The sequence below is a fragment of the Thalassospira sp. SN3W genome (genome assembly GCF_038070535.1).
Taxonomy (GTDB): domain Bacteria; phylum Pseudomonadota; class Alphaproteobacteria; order Rhodospirillales; family Thalassospiraceae; genus Thalassospira; species Thalassospira xiamenensis.
In genome coordinates this window covers 965,232-983,483 of sequence record NZ_CP121124.1, presented here as the reverse complement: position 1 = coordinate 983,483, position 18,252 = coordinate 965,232, and the positions used below count along the sequence as shown (strand labels likewise).

Annotated in this window: 16 protein-coding genes; 8 read left to right on the top strand and 8 right to left on the bottom strand. The window is 53.3% G+C overall.

The genetic code is table 11. From position 1 onward, the window contains the following. Positions 1–46: 46 nt before the first annotated feature. The 4 genes from P8T57_RS04350 to P8T57_RS04335 all read left to right on the top strand — a co-directional run bounded on the left by P8T57_RS04350 (position 47) and on the right by P8T57_RS04335 (position 5,722). Positions 47–1,726: an FMN-binding glutamate synthase family protein gene (locus tag P8T57_RS04350; RefSeq protein WP_341364704.1), complete on the top strand. Its 1,680-nt coding sequence runs from the start codon at positions 47–49 to the stop codon at positions 1,724–1,726. Positions 1,727–1,751: 25 nt separating this feature from the next. After that, entirely contained in the window at positions 1,752–2,105 is a 354-nt protein-coding gene (locus P8T57_RS04345) for a VOC family protein (protein WP_341364703.1), read from the top strand. Positions 2,106–2,277: 172 nt separating this feature from the next. Continuing rightward, a complete protein-coding gene (locus tag P8T57_RS04340) occupies positions 2,278–3,465 on the top strand; it encodes a hypothetical protein (RefSeq protein WP_341364702.1) in 1,188 nt (395 codons plus the stop codon). A gap of 4 nt (positions 3,466–3,469) precedes the next feature. Continuing rightward, positions 3,470–5,722, top strand: coding sequence for a hypothetical protein (locus P8T57_RS04335; protein ID WP_341364701.1), 2,253 nt, complete (start codon positions 3,470–3,472; stop codon positions 5,720–5,722). A 6-nt stretch (positions 5,723–5,728) separates the two neighbouring features. On the opposite strand, the gene P8T57_RS04330 is transcribed toward P8T57_RS04335, so the two are convergent. From P8T57_RS04330 to P8T57_RS04320, 3 genes are all read right to left on the bottom strand, one after another. Then, entirely contained in the window at positions 5,729–6,205 is a 477-nt protein-coding gene (locus tag P8T57_RS04330; RefSeq protein ID WP_063092577.1) for an N-acetyltransferase, read from the bottom strand. A 233-nt stretch (positions 6,206–6,438) separates the two neighbouring features. After that, positions 6,439–7,437, bottom strand: a complete 999-nt coding sequence (locus P8T57_RS04325; RefSeq protein ID WP_341364700.1) for a sensor domain-containing diguanylate cyclase — start codon at positions 7,435–7,437, stop codon at positions 6,439–6,441. Positions 7,438–7,528: 91 nt separating this feature from the next. Then, on the bottom strand, positions 7,529–8,950 hold the full coding sequence (locus tag P8T57_RS04320; protein ID WP_341364699.1) for a branched-chain amino acid ABC transporter permease: 1,422 nt from the start codon (positions 8,948–8,950) through the stop codon (positions 7,529–7,531). Positions 8,951–9,135: 185 nt separating this feature from the next. Between P8T57_RS04320 and P8T57_RS04315 the strand changes: the two genes are divergently transcribed. Then, positions 9,136–9,843, top strand: a complete 708-nt coding sequence (locus P8T57_RS04315; RefSeq protein ID WP_037992200.1) for a TIGR00266 family protein — start codon at positions 9,136–9,138, stop codon at positions 9,841–9,843. Here the strand turns inward: P8T57_RS04315 and P8T57_RS04310 are convergent. Next, positions 9,840–10,739: a LysR substrate-binding domain-containing protein gene (locus P8T57_RS04310; protein WP_037992202.1), complete on the bottom strand. Its 900-nt coding sequence runs from the start codon at positions 10,737–10,739 to the stop codon at positions 9,840–9,842. The genes P8T57_RS04315 and P8T57_RS04310 overlap by 4 nt on opposite strands. 259 nt (positions 10,740–10,998) lie before the next feature. Between P8T57_RS04310 and choX the strand changes: the two genes are divergently transcribed. Both choX and P8T57_RS04300 read left to right on the top strand, forming a co-directional pair. After that, a complete protein-coding gene (choX, locus tag P8T57_RS04305; RefSeq protein WP_341364698.1) occupies positions 10,999–11,955 on the top strand; it encodes a choline ABC transporter substrate-binding protein in 957 nt (318 codons plus the stop codon). A gap of 197 nt (positions 11,956–12,152) precedes the next feature. Continuing rightward, positions 12,153–13,556 carry an FAD-linked oxidase C-terminal domain-containing protein gene (locus P8T57_RS04300; RefSeq protein ID WP_341364697.1) on the top strand — a complete coding sequence of 468 codons (1,404 nt, stop codon included), beginning with the start codon at positions 12,153–12,155 and terminating at the stop codon, positions 13,554–13,556. Between the two features lie 62 nt (positions 13,557–13,618). Here the strand turns inward: P8T57_RS04300 and P8T57_RS04295 are convergent, their stop codons facing one another. The 4 genes from P8T57_RS04295 to P8T57_RS04280 all read right to left on the bottom strand — a co-directional run bounded on the left by P8T57_RS04295 (position 13,619) and on the right by P8T57_RS04280 (position 17,156). Further along, on the bottom strand, positions 13,619–13,840 hold the full coding sequence (locus tag P8T57_RS04295; RefSeq protein WP_007089695.1) for a helix-turn-helix transcriptional regulator: 222 nt from the start codon (positions 13,838–13,840) through the stop codon (positions 13,619–13,621). After that, entirely contained in the window at positions 13,833–15,026 is a 1,194-nt protein-coding gene (locus P8T57_RS04290; RefSeq protein ID WP_341364696.1) for a HipA domain-containing protein, read from the bottom strand. Before P8T57_RS04290 ends, P8T57_RS04295 begins: the two co-directional genes overlap by 8 nt. Before the next feature lie 139 nt (positions 15,027–15,165). Beyond that, positions 15,166–16,251: a lipid A deacylase LpxR family protein gene (locus P8T57_RS04285; protein ID WP_341364695.1), complete on the bottom strand. Its 1,086-nt coding sequence runs from the start codon at positions 16,249–16,251 to the stop codon at positions 15,166–15,168. Then, entirely contained in the window at positions 16,248–17,156 is a 909-nt protein-coding gene (locus tag P8T57_RS04280; protein WP_341364694.1) for a LysR family transcriptional regulator, read from the bottom strand. The genes P8T57_RS04285 and P8T57_RS04280 overlap by 4 nt, the downstream gene beginning before the upstream one ends. A gap of 166 nt (positions 17,157–17,322) precedes the next feature. Between P8T57_RS04280 and P8T57_RS04275 the strand changes: the two genes are divergently transcribed. Next, positions 17,323–18,234, top strand: coding sequence for a DMT family transporter (locus P8T57_RS04275; RefSeq protein ID WP_341364693.1), 912 nt, complete (start codon positions 17,323–17,325; stop codon positions 18,232–18,234). Positions 18,235–18,252 lie beyond the last annotated feature (18 nt).

The following is an 18,252-nucleotide window of genomic DNA, read 5'->3' as shown; positions in this document are numbered from 1 at the left end:
CCGGACCATCAAATAGCCCCCGCAATATTGGATGGGATAGATCACTGTGAAGTTTCTGATTTTGAATCAGCGTTATGCGGTTCTGGCCGGTGTGACGCTTTTGACTTTTGCCTCGTTGATCTGTGCTGCTGCGGTCGATGTCTGGTTCTGGGTGCCGGTGGCGATCTTTGGCGCGTTGATGGTGGTGGGCTGGTTTGATTTGCGCCAGACCCGGCATTCGATCCTGCGCAACTATCCGGTTAGCGGGCATATCCGGTTTATCCTTGAAAGTTTCCGCCCGGAAATCCGGCAATATATGATCGAAAGCGATCAGGACGAGGTGCCGTTCAGCCGCCAGTCGCGCGGGCTTGTCTATCAGCGCGCCAAGGGGGTCGAGGACAAGCGCCCGTTTGGCACGATCGAGGATGTGTATGGTTCCGGCTATGCGTGGCTGACCCATTCGGTCACGCCGACCAGCATCACCGATATCGATTTTCGCGTGCGGGTGGGCGGGGCGGCCTGCAAGCAGCCCTATGACGCCAGCCTTTATAATATTTCGGCGATGAGTTTTGGCTCGTTATCGGGCAATGCCATTCTGGCCCTGAACAAGGGGGCGAAAAAGGGCGGTTTTGCCCATGATACCGGCGAGGGCAGCATCAGCCGCTATCACCGCGAAGGTGGCGGGGATCTGATTTATCAGGTGGCGTCGGGTTATTTCGGATGCCGCAACCATGATGGCACTTTTTCCGAGGAACGCTTTGCCGAAACCGCATCCGACCCGCAGGTCAAGATGATCGAGGTGAAGCTGAGCCAGGGGGCCAAGCCCGGCCATGGCGGCATGTTGCCCGCCGCCAAGATCACCCCGGAAATATCCGAGGCACGCGGCATCCCGATGGGGATCGATTGCATATCGCCGGCCGCGCACAGCACGTTTTCCACCCCCGTCGGCCTGATGGAATTCATCGCGAAACTGCGCGATCTTTCGGGCGGCAAGCCGGTCGGTTTCAAGCTTTGTATCGGGCATCGGCGCGAGTTTATGTGCATCGTCAAGGCGATGCTGAAAACCGGTATTCTGCCCGATTTCATCGTGGTCGATGGCAAGGAAGGCGGTACGGGTGCGGCCCCGGTCGAATTTGCCAACCGGGTCGGCATGCCGATGCGCGAGGGTTTGACATTCGTGCATAATGCCCTTCGCGGTGCGGGTGTGCGTGATCAGATCAAGATCGGGGCGGCGGGCAAGATCGTTTCGGCGTTTGATATCGCGCAGACATTGGCGCTGGGGGCGGATTGGTGCAATGCGGCGCGGGGGTATATGTTTGCGCTGGGTTGCATTCAGGCGCAGTCATGCCACACCAACCATTGCCCGGTTGGTATCGCAACCCAGGACCCGCTGCGCCAGCGGGCCCTTAATGTGGGTGACAAAAGCGACCGGGTGGCGCGGTTCCACCATAATACCATGCATGCGCTGGCCGAAATTACCGGGGCGGCGGGCCTGACCGATCCGCGCAATTTCATGCCTTATCACTTCATGGTGCGCCAGAAGGACAACGAGTTTCTTGATGGCAACGAAGCCTATCCCTACCTGCCCGAAGGGTTCCTTGTGTCCGGCGGGCCGGAGATCGAGGGGCTGCATGACTGGTATTCACGCTGGGATCGGGCATCGGCGGAAACCTTCGCGCCCAAGGAAATCCCGTTCGGGCCGTTCAAACGCCATGCGAATATCGCAGGGGAACGGGCAGCGCAGTAGGAGGCATTAAAGCAGGAGGCATCCCATGGCCGTCAAACGCATCGTTTCGAACTTTGCCGTCGATGATATCGCAAAGGTCAGGGCGTTTTACGAGGATGTCCTTGGCCTTGACTGCGTGATGGATCACGGCTGGATCGTGACCTTTGCCGCCGAGAGGCAAAAGACAATGCCGCAGGTCAGCTTCGCGACCGAAGGCGGTTCCGGCACCCCGGTGCCCGATCTTTCAATCGAGGTCGATGACCTTGAGGATATGCTGGCATGCATCAAAGCAGCCGGGATCGAGATCGAATACGGCCCGGCGGTTGAGCCGTGGGGTGTGAAACGGTTTTATGTTCGCGATCCGGCGGGCAGGCTTCTTAATGTTCTGTGTCACGTGTGAGGGGAGCCCGTTCGGATCGTTCAAACGGTACAAAAAATGTCGTGGCCGAGAACGTAGCGCAGTAGGGGAAGCGTATTTTTGTTATCAATCTACGGTGAACTACTTAACGTCTTGAATAAGCATCTTTAGTTGTTTTACAGTTATGTATTGCACTCATTTCGGTGAGTGAAATTTGAAAATAGTTGGTGAATCTATGTCGAGTATACCTAATCATTTTTCTCTGGAAAAGTTCGACAATATAATAAAGGAAATTTCTTCTTCAAAAGAGGAATTGATTATTGATGATCAAATTAATTTGGCTGGATACTGTGAATATTCTCGTTTTTTGCAGTTAATATTCTCTTGGTCTGGGTATAAATTCAATAATGCTCTGGTTTTACCGGCTGAAGATGAAGGCAGTCAGGCCTTTCGAGAGTTCGCTTCTAGTTTGTATGGAGTATCTGCACTCAATTTTTGTTCTTATGTTGTTTTTAAGAATGGAAATAAAGTAAGTCGTCGATTGGCAATGGAAAAATCAGAACATTTTGTTCGTAAGTTTTATACGAAGAATATTTCTGATATTGTGTGTGGTGATGTTGCTTATATATTTAATATAGACAATGCCAAGAAATTAAAAAATAACCCAATAATATATAATGAATTGGGAAAGGTTAGGGACAAGAAAGAGTTTTCTTATATTGTTAGATCAATATTGGAACGTATCTGTCCGGACATAAAAGACGGTATGGTGCGGGAAAAAATAGGTGATATTTCAACTTTTGTGTATGAAGCTTTTCTCAATACACACGATCACGCGAGGTATGACGTGTCTGGTCATGAGTTGCAGCGATCAGTAAGGGGGGTTGTTTTTAAATATCATGATGTCCTTAAGGAAAATATTGTTTCTGAAAGTAATAAATACCCAAGCCTAAGAGAGTATTTTTCTGGATGGCAATTGCGGCCGGGGGAGGAAAATCTGAAGTTCCTCGAGATTAGTGTTTTTGATTCCGGCCCAGGAATAGTACAGACGCTACTTGCAAAAAATAAAAATATTACAAAACAGGAAGCAGAAGAAAAAAGCCTTAGTGATCAATATCCAATTATAAAGAAATCTTTTCAAGTTGGTCAAACGTCAAAAGTAAACCCAGCTAGAGGGAATGGTCTTCCCCTGATAATTGGTGCAATTAAGAGCTTTGGAGGGGCTTTCATGCTGAGGACGGGGGTGTTCAATCTAGTTAATTGTTTTAAAATAGCAGATGACTCTGATATAACAGAAGATGATATAAGACTTGAGGATTACAAGGAAAAGGGTTCACTTTCAAGAGTGCCATCTGCTTGCGGTACCGTAATCTCAGCTTTAATTCCATTAAATAAGGTTTAAAGTAATGGGAGCAATTTTTAGTTTCAATTATTCTATGTCAGGGGTCAGCGCATTTGATCGTATTGTTATTATGTTCTGTGGGGAGGGCTTTGATTCTGACGAATATGAAGATGCGGTCAAGTTCGTCACGGACCGAGGCTTGTGTCCTCATAAAATAGTTTTAATCTTGAACGAAGCTGATTACTCCTCTGTTCTTCAGCGACCTAAGGCAATCGAGCAAAGGTCCTTGCCGGTAAATGATAAGTCGGACATCTACCTTTTAAAATTTGACTCAAAAGGTGAATTACTAGGCCTAAAAAGAATTAGCTCATGGGGAAGATGTTCTAGTGATCTGGTTGTGAGCTGTGGGTTTCGTTCCAGCCTCATTAGGCAAGGGATGACTCAGATATTTAGAAAAAGATCAGCGATGTTGGATGCTGGTCATACAGCTTATTTCACTAATTCTCAGAAAATTGAGCAAAATGTAAAAGACCGGCGGCGTTACTTTCTTAGAGCTTCTAACGCTCTATCAGAAGGAAGTGAGGTGTTATTTATCGCCTTTAGTCTCTTACCTTACATGGATGACAGCTTAACTAGGGTCCACGTTGATACATCGACGATAACTAGTGTGATTTATGCTTCCTTTCTATTGAGAAAAGGTAGTTCCTTTCCTCAAGTGCATAACTTCAAATCTTATCAAGGTATTGAAGGGCATGTTTTTAGTCTTGGGGAGAGAAATTTAGTTATAATTTCTGCATCTCAATCGGGGAAACTGTTCGAAAAAATTAAAAACAAGATTGATGAAAAAACTAAGATTCTCACCTTGTTTAAACTTTCTGACGAAATTTTCCCCGACGAAAACGTTATTTGTGATTTGCGGAAAGACAAAGAGGCAAACCCTAATGGGTACAAAGTTCATCCTGTGCTTGATAGTGATCGTGTAAAGGGGGCGCGACCACTGAGAATGCTTGGAGAACAGTTTGTGGTCGGGCTTTCTCAAGCAAAAGGTGTTACTCCAGCAAAGAGTGATTTGCCAAAAGCAACAAGAGATATTCTGCAAAGCATGTTAGGGCAATCAATATTCTCATGCTTTTGTCTTGGTTATGAGGATTCAGTTTATCCTTTATGGGTCCGACCTGAGAATATAGTTGCCTGCAAAGCGTTCAAGGATTGGATAGAGGATATTGTCAGGCGGAATATTCCCGTGTCTGTTTCGGCAATTATAGAGTTAGATGGAGATGAAGGTTCCAAGTCAGCTGCTCAAATAATTAGTGACGAGTTAAAAAAAGCACTTGGGAAAAGCATACAAATCATATCTAGCTCCCAACTGGATGATGTGGATGACTTAAAAGAATCTAACGGCGCTGTTATTGTAGTGGGAGGAGCAATTGGACGCGGGCGTAAATTTCTCCAAGTAAGTCAATCTTTAAGAGATGTCGCACCGAAGTCCCATAGAATATACCTCAGTGGTATATGTATGACTGAGTCTGTTAAAGACACAAAATTTCTAGAATCAAATTTGGAATATAAGCGGCATTCTTTCCAGAGGCTTCTTGATTTGCATATACCGAGACGAGAGAATTTTTGCTCTTGGAGGGAAGAAAGGGAGCTTGTCAGTATCATTATCGATGACACTGATGATTGGGAAACTGACCACGGAGAATTAGTTAGAAGATTTTTCATTAATCGCCGTAATCAACTGCAAGATGGTGATTTAATAGATAATGTATTCTTAAACTCAGTTGATGATATAGTTTATCATCTTCGGGATAATTTTGCTTTTGTTGAGGAAGGTTTCTCTTGTGAGAGTATTTCTCAAGCAGATGTTTATGCAGTTGCATCAACGTTGCTGCATCGATTGAGGTTGGATGATGCGGTTGATAAAGCTAGCCAGCTTGTAAACAATGAGTTTGAGCATTCCGTTCTCTCTCCTACAACTTTTGCGCGTTACAATGATGGTGTGATACAGGCGGCCTTCTTAAGAGCTGCTCAGCCCGTAGAATTGAATTTCCTTGAAAATGATAACTTTAGTAAGCAGATGGGTGATTTGATCATCGATTGTTTGAATGATCGAAATAAACCACAAGGAGAGGCCGTTCTGGAGTTTCTACTTGCCTTAATACTAGGCCGTTTAACGTTGCAAACAGAGGATATGGAGCGCATCAGAGACAAATGCGCTTCTTCAGCCAGTTTGGACGTCGCTGATTTCATGCTAGACGTATTGTTCCAGCGAACGGAAGTCGGCAAGCGCGTGAACTCTTCGTTATATGGGTGGTAGCTGGAATCAGGCCGCCCGCTGCATCTCCACGGTCGGAATATCGCGCCCCGGGATCGGGCCGGTGACGAGGAAGCCGAATTTGCGGTAGAACGCCTTGGCGCGTTCGTTGTGCGCGACGACGGAGAGTCTGACGGTCGCATGCGGTTTGCGTTCGGCCAGCGCATCAAGGGCTGCGATCATCAATGCCTTGCCCGCGCCCATCCCATGTGCCGCCGGGTCGACCATGATCCAGTCGATTTCGGGATTGTCATGTATGACAATGACATAGCCCAGCAGGTCGTCGCCCTGGGTTGCGACGATGACGCCGTGATTGTCGCTTGAAAGCGCATTTTCAAACACACCGGTCGACATATCGACATAGCGGGCAACCGTCGCGGTCGCGGCATCGCCCATGCCTTCGATGAAATAGGTTGAATCGGTAGCGCGTTTGGTAAGGTCGCGGATGAAGGGGAGGTCGTTGGCCGTGCCTTTGCGGATCTGCATTCGTGGCTCGTTGTCTTTTTATTGTTGCGTCTTTTCAGGCGATAGTCGGTGCCCGGAACATGCGGGTTTTCGGGCTGTTGTCACGTTTTGAGTCTGATCCTGACTGTCGTGGGAGGCTCATACCAAAGGTGTGTCTGAATGTCACCACAGCACAGGTTGAACTTTGGGTGAAAGTCGCATTTTTTGAGGTCGCGTGCAGTGATGTGGCACACAAGGGACGATAAAAAGGCGATTTATTTTTTGCGGTTTTTGTCGCGATACATTTCCCGGTCGGCCATATCCATCATTTCTTCGAGGCTTTCCTTGACCGGTTCGAAAAAGACCGAGGCCCCGGCGCTTATTTTCGGGGTTTCGTGGATCGGTTTTTTTGATCCCGGCACCGAAATTCTGGTCGTTTGCAACACATTGCGGATGCGGGTGATGATGGTGGTCAAATCGCCGCGATTGCGCACATAGCCCAGAATGGCAAATTCATCGCCGCCGATCCGCCCGCAGATATCGACCTCGCGAATGGAGGCGGTGATGGCCGCGCCCACGGCCTTGAGTGCGGCATCCCCTGCGGCATGGCCATAATCATCGTTCCAGTGTTTCATGTCATCGAGATCGATGAAGATCAGGCCGATATGATGGTGATAGCGTTTGGCGATGCGGATTTTCTGCTGGGCCAGCATTTCAAACCCGGCGCGGTTGTTAAGCCCGGTCAACTGATCAGATAGCGAGATGCTGCGCATGATCTGAAACTGTTCATAGAGCCGAAGGTCGGCTTCGATCAGGTCGCGTATGGTTTCGATCAGTTTTTGCAGGGTGTCGGAATATTGGGTGGGTTTGCAGTCAAACACGCAGATCGTGCCAAAGATCGTGCCGTTCGACCATGTGACTGGCACCCCGAAATAGGAACAGAAACCGTCCTCGGTCAGTTCCGGGTTATCGGCCCATTCGGATTTGCCACGCGCATCGGGTTCGTAAAAACTGCCGCCCTGCGCGATGACCTGTCGGCAGAAAATGTTGGTGTCCAGGCCGGTGACGGTGCTGTCGCATCCGGCATAGGGATTGGCGTCATTGGTGCTGGTGACGGCGGCGCGGTAACCCAGCCGGTCATTATATTCGACAATGAAGCCGGCACTGGCACCGAGAAGTTCGGTCATGAGATCGACCGCACGCTGCCACTTTTCAAGTGACGGCGCGATGGCATCATCATCGGCAAGCCAGTCGCGGGTCTTGAACTGCACCATATCCTGACGCCCCCGGTCCCTCCATTTCCCTGATGGTTGCGGTCTTTGCGCCCCAAGCGACGTGACCAGACGTTTCAGGGGTCCGTTCCTTTTATATTTGTCCGTTTCGTGCGGAGAACAAGCTGTCATGTCTGTCATTTATCCCCAAAATCCCCTGAGGGCGCAGCACGAGGATTGCCGCCAGAAGCCCGAAAACCGCCACATCGCGATAGGCCCCGCCGAAATATCCCGACCATAGCGTTTCGGTCAAACCGATCAATAACCCGCCCAGCCACGCACCGCGCATCCGGCCAATTCCCCCGAGGATGGCGGCAGTCAGTGCCTTGAACCCGAAAAGCGTACCACTGTGAAAATTAATGACACCATAACGAAGGGCCAGCATTGCACCGGTCAGGCCACATAAAAATCCTGCCAGAACAAAGGATTGGGATTCAGTGCGCGAAAGCGACACCCCGCAAAGGGCGGCCCCCAGCCGATCCTGGCTGATCGCGCGCCAGTTGCGGCCAAACGCGGTTTTGCCCATGATCCAGATCAGAACGCCCGCAACCGCAACCGCGCCGCCAATAGCGAGCATATCGAACCCATGCAGGCGGACGACGAAATGATCACCGCGCAGAAGCGGCACGGAAAACTGCCAGATCGGCGGCAGATTGAAATTGCGCGCGGATATGACAATCCGGATAAATTCCTGAATGACCAGCACACAGCCAAGTGATGCGACAATCATCGCCCGTCCGCCAGCAGCCTTTCGGCCAAGGGGCCCGAACACATTGCGCCATGTCAGGTGGCTTAACCCCGATCCGACAAAGGCCGCCATCATGACCGATCCCACCACCATCACCGGGATCAGCCAGCCGAACATGTTTGAAATCCACAGGCTTGTGATGATGGTGCCAAGGGCAGCGGTCATGACCACCTCGCCAAAGGCAAGGTTGATCCGCCCGATCAGGCCATAGATCAGGGTAAAGGACAGGGCCAGCAAGCCGTAAATCGCCCCGCGCGCCAAACCGCTTAGCACCAGTTGGGTGGCATAGGCCGCAGGTAGCCCGATATCGGGCACATCGGCGCGCAGGCCGTGGCTTTCCGGATCGATATAGTTTTCAAGGGCGGTGCGCCCGACCCGTTCAATCCAGAATCGTTTCAGCAACACCATATGCGCGTCTGATACCGGGCCAAGGCGGGTTGTTTCAATCGCATAAAGGTTGGTTGGGGTATTGGGTTTGGTGGCGGCTTCGAAATGGCAGGTGATGGCGTGGGTTTCGGTCGAGGGCAGGGGGATTTCACCGGGGGCGAGCAACTGATAGCGCAGCGTAATCGCATTGCCATCAGAGGTTTCGTCAAACCGGGTGACAAGGCGGATCTGTTTATCCGCATCCTCGATCCCCGGCAGGGCAAGGCGGCAGATATTGAACTGATAGGGATCGCGCGGCGCGCAGGAAGACAGGATTGCGGCCAGAAGTGGCAGCAGCCAGAAAACGCGATGAAAATGCCTTGACCCTGATCTGGTGTTCACCGGGTGCTCCGGCTTGCCCTTGATCACCTCATCCTCGTGCGATTTGGGTGTTTTTACAAGTGCTTGGTGTTGTTGCGATGACAGGAGACGAAATTTCGCCCCTTTTGGTTGCGATCAGGGGGCGGTCATGCTGAACTTGATCAATGACGAAGATTTAACCAAAGCCCGAAGAGGGAGACGCCCCGATGGCAGACGTGATCGACTACAAAATCCATGGCGAGGAAATGCAGCTTGTCGAGATCGAACTTGATCCGGGCGAGGGGGTGCGCGCCGAAGCCGGGGCGATGATGTATATGTCGGACGGCATTGCCATGCAGACCGGCACGGGCGGCGGGATTTTTTCCGGCTTCAAGCGGATGCTGACCGGCGAGGGGTTCTTTATCACAAGCTTCGTGCATGAAGGATCGGGCAAGGGGCATGTCGCCTTTGCCGCCCCCTATCCGGGAAAGGTGGTGCCGATGAATTTGCCGGAACTGGGCGGGGAGATCATTTGCCAGAAGGATGCGTTTTTATGCGCGGCATCGGGCATTGATATCGATATCGCCTTTTCCAAGAAACTTGGCGCCGGGTTGTTTGGTGGCGAGGGTTTTATCCTTCAGCGGCTGCGCGGTGACGGGCTGGCGTTTGTGCATGCGGGCGGGACGATCATCCGCAAGGATTTGCAGGCAGGCCAGACATTGCGCGTTGATACCGGGGCATTGGTGGCGATGACGCCATCGATTGATTATTCGATCAAATTCATTGGCGGTTTTACCAATGCGCTTTTCGGTGGCGAGGGGCTTTTTGTCACGACCCTTGAAGGGCCGGGGGTGGTCTGGTTGCAGACATTGCCGTTTGCAAGGCTGGCCGACCGGATTGCCGCAGCCCTGCCGAAGGATCGCAACAAAGGTTAGGCGGCGGTTTGCGCAACCAGTTCGCGCATCCAGCGCAGAAACGCATTGATCTGTTCCTGCCGGTGGGTGTTTGACCGGCAGGACAGGACATATCCCCGGTCCGAGCCCAGCGTGACATCGCCAAGGGTGACAAGCTGCCCGGTTTTAAGGTGCTGCTGCAACAGGGCGGTCCAGCCGAGCGCCACCCCCTGCCCCGAAAGGGTGGCCGACAGGACGAGCAGATAGGTATTGAACCGGTGGCCGTAAAGCGGGCCGGTTTCCCGAACCCCGGCGGTGCGCAGCCAGCTTTCCCAGTTAAACCAGCGATGGTCGATTTCATCATCGAGATGGATCAGCGGATAATGGCGCAGATCGGCGATGTTTTTTGGATGGCCGCGCGCCTCAAGCAGGGTGGGGCTGCACACCGGTGTGACCTGTTCGGGGATCAGCATCACGTCTTCGGGGCGGTGATGATCAAACGAGATTTCGATATCGATATTCTGGTCGGCGGTAAAACGCCCGGTCTGATTGGTGACGACATTGACCTCGATATCGGGGTGGCGGGCGATGAATTCCGGCAGATGCGGCATCAGGATAAAGGAGGCAAAGGCAAAATCGGTGCCGACACTGAGCCGGGCCGAGCGCCTTGTTTTGATGCGTTCCACCGTGCGGTCGATCTGCCCGAATGCGACCGAAATGCAGTCAAACAGTTCCTGCCCGGCGCGGGTCAGCGACACGCCGCGATGTTTGCGGCGAAACAGCGGATGGCCAAGCTGTTCTTCAAGGGCGGTGATCTGATGGCTTACGGCGGGTTGGCCCACACCCAGTTCGCGCGCGGCGGCTGTGAAGCTGGCGCAGCGGGCGGCGGCTTCGAACGCGATCAGGGCATGCGGCGAGGGGATGTGATGGAATTTCATGATATGAATTATATTGATACCAATGATCGATGCAAGCGGCCTTCACACAGGAATTCCGATAGGCAAGAATTGGCGGCATCCATTCATGACGGCGATACCTATCATTTCTGTGAATGCCAAGGGCAGATCGCGGAACTTGCTGTGTGATCCGGCGTTTGGAGCAAGTGCCGGTGGACCAGGTGCGGATGGATCAAGTGCAGATGGATCAACTGCGCGGTGGCGTGGATCGAAAACCAATTATAAAAGTCAGGAGAATTTCATGAGTTTTGCGGGACGACGGGGAATGATGGCGGCGGGGGCAACGGCCATTATTCTGGGCAGCATTGCCATGACGGGCGCGGCCCATGCGCAAGAATGCGACACGGTGGTGTTTTCCGATCCGCAATGGACCGATATCACATCGACCAATGCCTTGACCGGTGTGGTTCTTGAAGCACTTGGTTACGAGCAGAAGGTTGAAACCATTTCCGTGCCGGTGACCTTTGAAATGCTTGGTGCCGGGGAAGTTGACGTGTTTCAGGGCAACTGGATGCCCGCCCAGCAGAAATTTGTTGATGCGGCCGAGAAAAAGGGCGGCATTGAAAATCTGGGTGTGAACCTGAAGGGGGCGAAATTCACGCTTGCCGTGCCGGAATATGTTGCCGCCGAAGGCATCAAAAGCTTTGCCGATCTGGGCAAGCATGGTGACGAGTTCGATCACAAGATTTACGGCATCGAGCCAGGCGCACCGGCCAATCAGCTGATCCAGAAAATGATCGATGCCGGTGATTTCGGTCTTGAGGGCTGGGAACTTGTCGAAAGCAGCGAACAGGCGATGCTGGCACAGGCCAAGCGCCTTGAGCGCGGTGAAGATTGGATCGTGTTCCTGGCATGGGCACCGCATCCGATGAACAACCAGTTCGATCTGACCTATCTTGAAGGTGGGGATGAATATTTCGGCCCGAATTACGGCGGGGCGGATGTCTATACGCTGGTGCGCGGCGACTTTGCCAAGGCCTGCCCGAATGTCGGCAAGCTGCTTGATAATGTCAGCTTCACCCTTGATATGGAAAACACCATGATGGGGCTGATCATCAATGATGGCATGGCACCCAATGATGCCGCGACCAAGCTTCTGAAAGAAGACCCGTCGGTTCTTGATGCGTGGCTTGAAGGCGTTACCACCAAGGATGGCGGCGACGGACTGGCCGCGGTCAAGGAAGCACTTGGCGTCTGAGACAGCCGGACATCGCGACCGGATTTGCAAAACCGCCCGTAACGTCACGGGCGGTTTTTTGCATTTCGCGGCAAAAGGTAATACCAATTTTGAATGTATCGGATTAGGCTGGGGCCAGATTTTGACCTGCCGGGCATGCGTCCCGTTTGCTACCGCGTGATAGCGGCAGGCTGCCACCAAAGACCAAGAGGAACGTCATGTCCCATCGCCAATATGACCGCATTGAAACCCCCGAAAGCCTGATCGCGTCCCTGCGCGATATGCTGGGGGATCGCCTGTCGACCGCTGCCGCCGTTCTTGAACAGCATGGCAAGGATGAAAGCTGGCACGCGGCGTCCCCGCCCGATGCGGTGGTGTTTGCCACCTCGACCGAAGAAGTCGCGAAGGTTGTCAGCCTTTGCGCGCAGTATGAAGTTCCGATCGTGCCGTTTGGCACCGGATCTTCGCTTGAGGGGCATGTCGCGGCCCTTCGCGGCGGGATTTGTATTGATCTTTCGCGGATGGATGCGATCCTTGAGGTCAATAACGAGGACCTTGATTGCCGGGTTCAGGCCGGGGTGACGCGCGAACAGCTTAACGATCATCTGCGCGATACCGGTCTGTTTTTCCCGATTGATCCGGGGGCGAATGCGTCCATCGGTGGCATGACGGCAACGCGTGCATCGGGCACCAATGCGGTGCGCTATGGCACCATGCGCGACAATGTCCTGAACCTGACGGTGGTGACACCGGATGGCAAGATCATCAAGACCGCCAACCGGGCGCGCAAATCATCGGCGGGTTATGACCTGACACGCCTGTTTGTCGGGTCCGAAGGGACACTTGGCGTGATTACCGAAATCGCCTTGAAGCTGTATGGCATCCCCGAAGCGATGTCGGCTGCGGTCTGTGCGTTTCCGAGTGTTGATGCGGCGGTCGATACCGTGATCCTGACCATTCAGGCCGGTATTCCGGTGGCACGGATCGAGTTCCTTGATGAAATGCAAATCCGGGCGATCAACAATTATTCCAAGACCGATCACAAGGAAGCCCCGACCCTGTTTTTCGAATTCCATGGCACCGAAGCGGGCGTGAAGGAACAGGCGGAATTTGTGCAGTCGGTGGCCGAGGAATTTGGTGCGGAGGAATTCCAGTGGGCGACCCGTCAGGAAGACCGCAACAAATTGTGGGCGGCACGCCACAAGGCGTATTACGCGTCGCTGCAGCTTGAACCGGGGAAGGCCGGGATGCCGACCGATGTTTGCGTGCCGATTTCAAAACTGGCCGAGGCAATCCGCGAAACGCGGGCCGATTGCGATGCCAGCCCGCTGACCTGCACGATTGTCGGCCATGTCGGCGATGGCAATTTCCATACCCTGATCCTGCTTGATCCTGAAGATCCGGCACAGATGGCCGAAGCCAAACGCCTGCATGATCGTATGGTGGAACGTGCGCTTAAACTGGGCGGGACCTGCACGGGCGAACACGGCATCGGTTATGGCAAGCTTGATTTCATGGAAGCCGAACATGGCCCCGATACGATTGCCCTGATGCGTGCCATCAAATCGGCGATTGATCCCAAGGGACTGATGAACCCGGGCAAGCTTATTCCGGGGCTTTAAGAGCGCCCGACCTGTCAGATGAATGCAAAACGGGGCCAAAGCGGCCCCGTTTTTTATGTGGATCAGGTGTTGTCGGAAGACGAGGTATCGACGAGACCAAGGGCGGATAGCGCCTTCCACGCGTTTTCCAGCCGCAGATTGCCTTCGCCCTTTTCAAGGCGGACAATCGTGACGTGGCTGATGCCGATCAGTTCGGCCAAGGCGACCTGCGACAGGTTTTCCCGTTTGCGGGCTTCCTGCACGCGGCGTCCGAGTTCCTGAAGGGACGGGAGCTTTTCAGTCATAGATTCTTTCCCATGCTTCCTTGACGGTGTTGGCGTAGCGGAACGATTTTTCTTCGGATAGCAGAATCCTGTCTTTCAGGTTTTTAAACAGGGGTTCTTTTTTGCGATAAAGCTGTTTCAAGGCTGATTCGGCGGCCTTTCGCGGCAGGCCAAATTCCGGGGCGATCCGAAGCAGGAGGTCCCGGTCATAGTTTTCCCATTGCAGGCGTTGGTCATTGACCAGCAAGCCAAAGCGGGTGGTGTATCCCTGAGCGCCATAGATATACCCGTTCAGAACATCGTATGCGGGGGATAATCTGAGGCCATTTGGCGTTTCCAGAAGGCTCCAGTTTTTGATGTGGCAATCGACATTGCCCAGAAGCACATAAACCGCGAGCCTGATAAAAGCGCGCCTTGCATCAATCAGCGGCGCACTGGAAAACGAGAGAGCCCGGCCAATATCGCCATAGGACGCATTGTATTTTCCACGGTGATCGCGGCCCGGTGTGACGCCAAGAATTTGCGCAAAATCTTCGCAGCGCAGTTTGGTTTGCATGGCAGCACCCTGTCGATCAAAGCGCCGGACCGCAAGGGCCGCATCGGGGATGCCGGTGACGAAGGTGCGCCATGTGTGCGCGACTTCGCCTTTGGGAAGAAGCGTTTTGCAAAGCGCCATCGTGCCAGCTTCGTTGGCGACAAGATCGGGCAGGTTTTCAGAGGAGAATTTTGCAATGATCGGTGCCGGTTCATCCTGCTTGGCCGGATGCAGTTTTCCGTCATCTGTTTCATTGCAGAGTATTTTTGCCTGAACACCGCTGATGGTGCGTTCCGTATTTGCCGCCTGATCCATCGGGGACAGGGTCGATGTTTTTAACCTGCGATCCTGTTTTGCTTCGGGATCGATAATGCCGACCGCACCGATGCAATCGCCTGCAAATGCCAGCAGAATTCCAAAATCGTCGTTGGTGTCCAAGTCTTCAAAGGCGCTTTGGCGTTCGCGAAGCCAGCCCTCGGGGCCGAGATGCGAAAAGAACGGGTGCAGGCCATTTGGATGTAAATGTGTGCGTTGGGAAGCGGGCAGGCAGCACGCAATGTCGTGATCAAAGCCCTGATCATATTCAAATGATGTTGCATTACCGGGTTCTTCGCGCAGGATGCCTGCGCGATTGCCCTTGAATGTCACAATCCCGTATCGCAATCGAGCCATTATAAAATTTCTTTTATACTGTGCTGTTGATGGCTGATTTTAGTAAAATAAACGATACTTGTCACTAACAAAGTATCGTTTTTGATACTTTGTTGATGGAGTTTGCTGAGTTCGTATAAAATATTATACGATTTGGGTGTCAGAAACGGACGGACATGGACAGCGACCCGAACTGATCGCCCTTGTCCTGGCCTTCGAATTCGGCGGTACGATAGACGTGGGTGTAGGTAAAGCGCGCCTGACCGACAATGACGGCAAAGCCGATTTGCAGATCGCCAACCAGCGGTTCCTTGTCGATGGAATTGCTGTCGCGGAACGTGTTGCCATCAAGGGTGATGTCACGCAGCACCCAGCGGCCCGCAGCCCCGGCAAACAGATAGCCGCTGACGGGGAAGCCGCGTGTGTCGGGGACAAAGAAATCCGAACCCGGCAGGCTTGGGCGGATGCGCGGCGGGCCGTAATCGCCCGGCAGGTCAAAGCCCAGCCGGAACATGGTGCCAAGCTCAGCATTGGTATAGGCATTGCCCAGCATGAAACCGGCATGCGGGGTGGCGTCATATTCAAGACCGAGAACATCGCCTTCGAACCAGCTTCTGTATTTGCGTTCATAAGCCAGATTGACGATCGGTTCGTTGTGGATCTGGTTGTCCCAGCCTTTGGGGTCGGGGCTGTCGATCATCTCGTGAACGACTTTCTGGGTATTGTCGGCAAAGGATGCAGGGCCGACAACGCCAAGGGTCAGTTCAAGGGTGTCGATGCGCGAATAGTTGCTGTCGTCGTCGCGTTGCAATCCGGTATCGGACAGAAGCCCGACACTGCCATAAAGCAAGCCGGCCCAGGGTCGGTCATTGGGCTGGTTTTCGGCAATCGAGATGTCGTTTGGCGTAAACATGCTTTGCCCGATGGCGTAGCTGGTGCGGATACGGCCGTTCGAGGCGAAAAACGGAACGGCCTTGGCCGCGGTCAAGACCGGTTCGGGTGCACTGTCTTCGGGGGAGACGAAGGCAAGCCGGACACCGTTGGTGTAATGCTGGTCCTGATTGTTTTTCGTGAACAGATCGTTTTCAACCGATAGCGACACCCCCCATTTATCATCGGGGGTGCGGGTCGATTGCGGACCGGATGCGGTGTTTTGCTGGGCATGGGCGATGTTTGCCAGGGTCAGAACACCAAGGACGGGCAGCGATGCCAGAAGACGTTTCGAAATGGTTTTGGGCGATGTCATCGAATGCTCTGATCATTATTGACGCGCAATTTCCGCACCATGAAATCGATCACGGTTCTGATTTTACGCAGTTTATGACGTTGCGGTGCACATATAGCATAAAGGCCCAGCTCGCGCGGGGCGAAATCATCCAGAAGACTGACAAGCCTGCCATCTTGCAGTAAATCGTCGACAACCAGACGCGGTGTCAGCGTGATGCCGCAACCTTGCAACAGTGCGTCACGCTTCGCAAGGCTGCTGTTGACATAAAAGCGGCCTTTGACCTGAATGCTGCGTTCATGTTTACCATCAACGAAGGTCCAGAAACCCGGGCGGCTGTCATTGGTGTAAACAAAGCAGTTGTGGTGCAACAGATCCTCTGGCCGGGTTAGCGGGGGTGATTTGGCGATATAGGCGGGGCTTGCGCACAAGACTCTGGAATAGCCGCATAATCGCCGGGCAATAAGGCTTGAATTGGGCAGCGATTCACTGACCCGGAGGGCGATATCAAATCCTTCGTCCACCAGATCGACGACCTTGTCATTGAGTTCAAGTTCGATGGTCAGTTCGGGATAGGCATCAATCATTTCGGCAATCATCGGGGACAGTTGCCGGATGCCAAACGACATCGGGGCGGCGATGCGTACCCGTCCGCGCGGCCCGTCGTTAAGATCGCGCACGGTTTCATCCGCATCGGTCATGTCATCAAGGATGCCGGTAATCCGCGCGAGATAGGTTTCGCCGGCTTCGGTCAGGCTCATGCGGCGCGTGGTCCGCGCGATCAACTGCACGCCAAGCTGATCTTCAAGCGCGTTGATATGTTTTGTCATCGAGCCGGGTGTCATATTGAGTTCGCGGGCGGCGGCGGCAAATGTGCCGCGTTCGGCGATTTTACGAAAACATTCCAGTGCGCGCAGACGGTCCATTCCTGTTCCCCGTATTCCGGTCAAATAACCCTATAATTTCCATACGGGAAATAAACTACGATCAAATAGCGGCAAGATCGACTGGTAATGTTGTGTTAGTTTCAGCAAAATTGAAATTGCCTGCGTGCCCCACATATCCGCGCAGGCCCGAAGAAGGATCAAGACCATGAGCGCCACCTGGCTCAAACCTGTTTTATTGCTGATTGGTTCCGGAACGATGGGCGGCAGTTCGATCCTGCTGTCAAAGGTTGCGGCACAGGAAGGTATTCCCGCCCTTTCCTATCTGTTCTGGCAGTGCCTTGGTGCCGGGTTGATTTTGGCGATATTGTCGGTCGGGCGGGGTGGCTTGCCGCCGTTGCGGGCCAGATATATCCGGTATTATTTTGTCGCCGGTCTGGTCAGTCTCGCGATCCCGATGGGGCTTGGTTATTTCATGGTGCCCTATATCGGGGCATCGATGGCCGGTGTGTTTACCGCCCTGCCGCCGCTGATGACATACCTGATTTCGATGGGGATCGGGATTGAAACCGCGCAATTCAAGCGCCTGATGGGGTTGATGGTCGGTTTTTGCGGGGTGCTGTTTTTGTATGTGCCGCAGATCAGTGCACCCGATAGCACCCTTCTGGTTTACCTGCTGATTGCGGCCCTGATCCCGGTCAGTCTGGCGATTGGCAATGTTTACCGGACCGTGGCATGGCCCGCGGGGGCGTCGCCGCTGACGCTGGCGTCGGGCATGATGATGGCCAGTGCGATCCTGTGCCTTGGGTTCGAAACCGGTCGTGATCAGTTGCATGTGCCCGATTTCGGCAATGGCATGGCGTGGCTGATCATCGGGGTGCAGATGGCGGTCGCCAGCATGATGTATATCTGCCATTTCGAATTGCAGCGCGTGGCAGGCCCGGTATTCCTCAGCCAGATCGGCTATGTCATGGCCCTGACCAGTCTTGCGGGGGGTACGTTGCTTCTGGGGGAAACATTGCGGCCGGAACTGATCGTGACACTGGCTTGTGTGGTGGCGGGGACGTTCCTTGTGCGGCCCGCACGCCCATCGGATCGTCGGGCATCGGCGACCAGCTAGATTATAAATGCCGGTTTC

Excerpts from the sequence above, each read along its gene's own strand:
- P8T57_RS04345 (WP_341364703.1), top strand. The coding sequence starts at position 1,752 with ATGGCCGTCAAACGCATCGTTTCGAACTTTGCCGTCGATGATATCGCA.
- P8T57_RS04295 (WP_007089695.1), bottom strand. The coding sequence starts at position 13,840 with ATGACTGAAAAGCTCCCGTCCCTTCAGGAACTCGGACGCCGCGTGCAG.
- P8T57_RS04315 (WP_037992200.1), top strand. The coding sequence starts at position 9,136 with ATGGCAGACGTGATCGACTACAAAATCCATGGCGAGGAAATGCAGCTT.
- P8T57_RS04290 (WP_341364696.1), bottom strand. The coding sequence starts at position 15,026 with ATGGCTCGATTGCGATACGGGATTGTGACATTCAAGGGCAATCGCGCA.
- P8T57_RS04330 (WP_063092577.1), bottom strand. The coding sequence starts at position 6,205 with ATGCAGATCCGCAAAGGCACGGCCAACGACCTCCCCTTCATCCGCGAC.
- P8T57_RS04280 (WP_341364694.1), bottom strand. The coding sequence starts at position 17,156 with ATGGACCGTCTGCGCGCACTGGAATGTTTTCGTAAAATCGCCGAACGC.
- choX (WP_341364698.1), top strand. The coding sequence starts at position 10,999 with ATGAGTTTTGCGGGACGACGGGGAATGATGGCGGCGGGGGCAACGGCC.
- P8T57_RS04275 (WP_341364693.1), top strand. The coding sequence starts at position 17,323 with ATGAGCGCCACCTGGCTCAAACCTGTTTTATTGCTGATTGGTTCCGGA.
- P8T57_RS04325 (WP_341364700.1), bottom strand. The coding sequence starts at position 7,437 with ATGGTGCAGTTCAAGACCCGCGACTGGCTTGCCGATGATGATGCCATC.
- P8T57_RS04300 (WP_341364697.1), top strand. The coding sequence starts at position 12,153 with ATGTCCCATCGCCAATATGACCGCATTGAAACCCCCGAAAGCCTGATC.
- P8T57_RS04310 (WP_037992202.1), bottom strand. The coding sequence starts at position 10,739 with ATGAAATTCCATCACATCCCCTCGCCGCATGCCCTGATCGCGTTCGAA.
- P8T57_RS04335 (WP_341364701.1), top strand. The coding sequence starts at position 3,470 with ATGGGAGCAATTTTTAGTTTCAATTATTCTATGTCAGGGGTCAGCGCA.
- P8T57_RS04285 (WP_341364695.1), bottom strand. The coding sequence starts at position 16,251 with ATGACATCGCCCAAAACCATTTCGAAACGTCTTCTGGCATCGCTGCCC.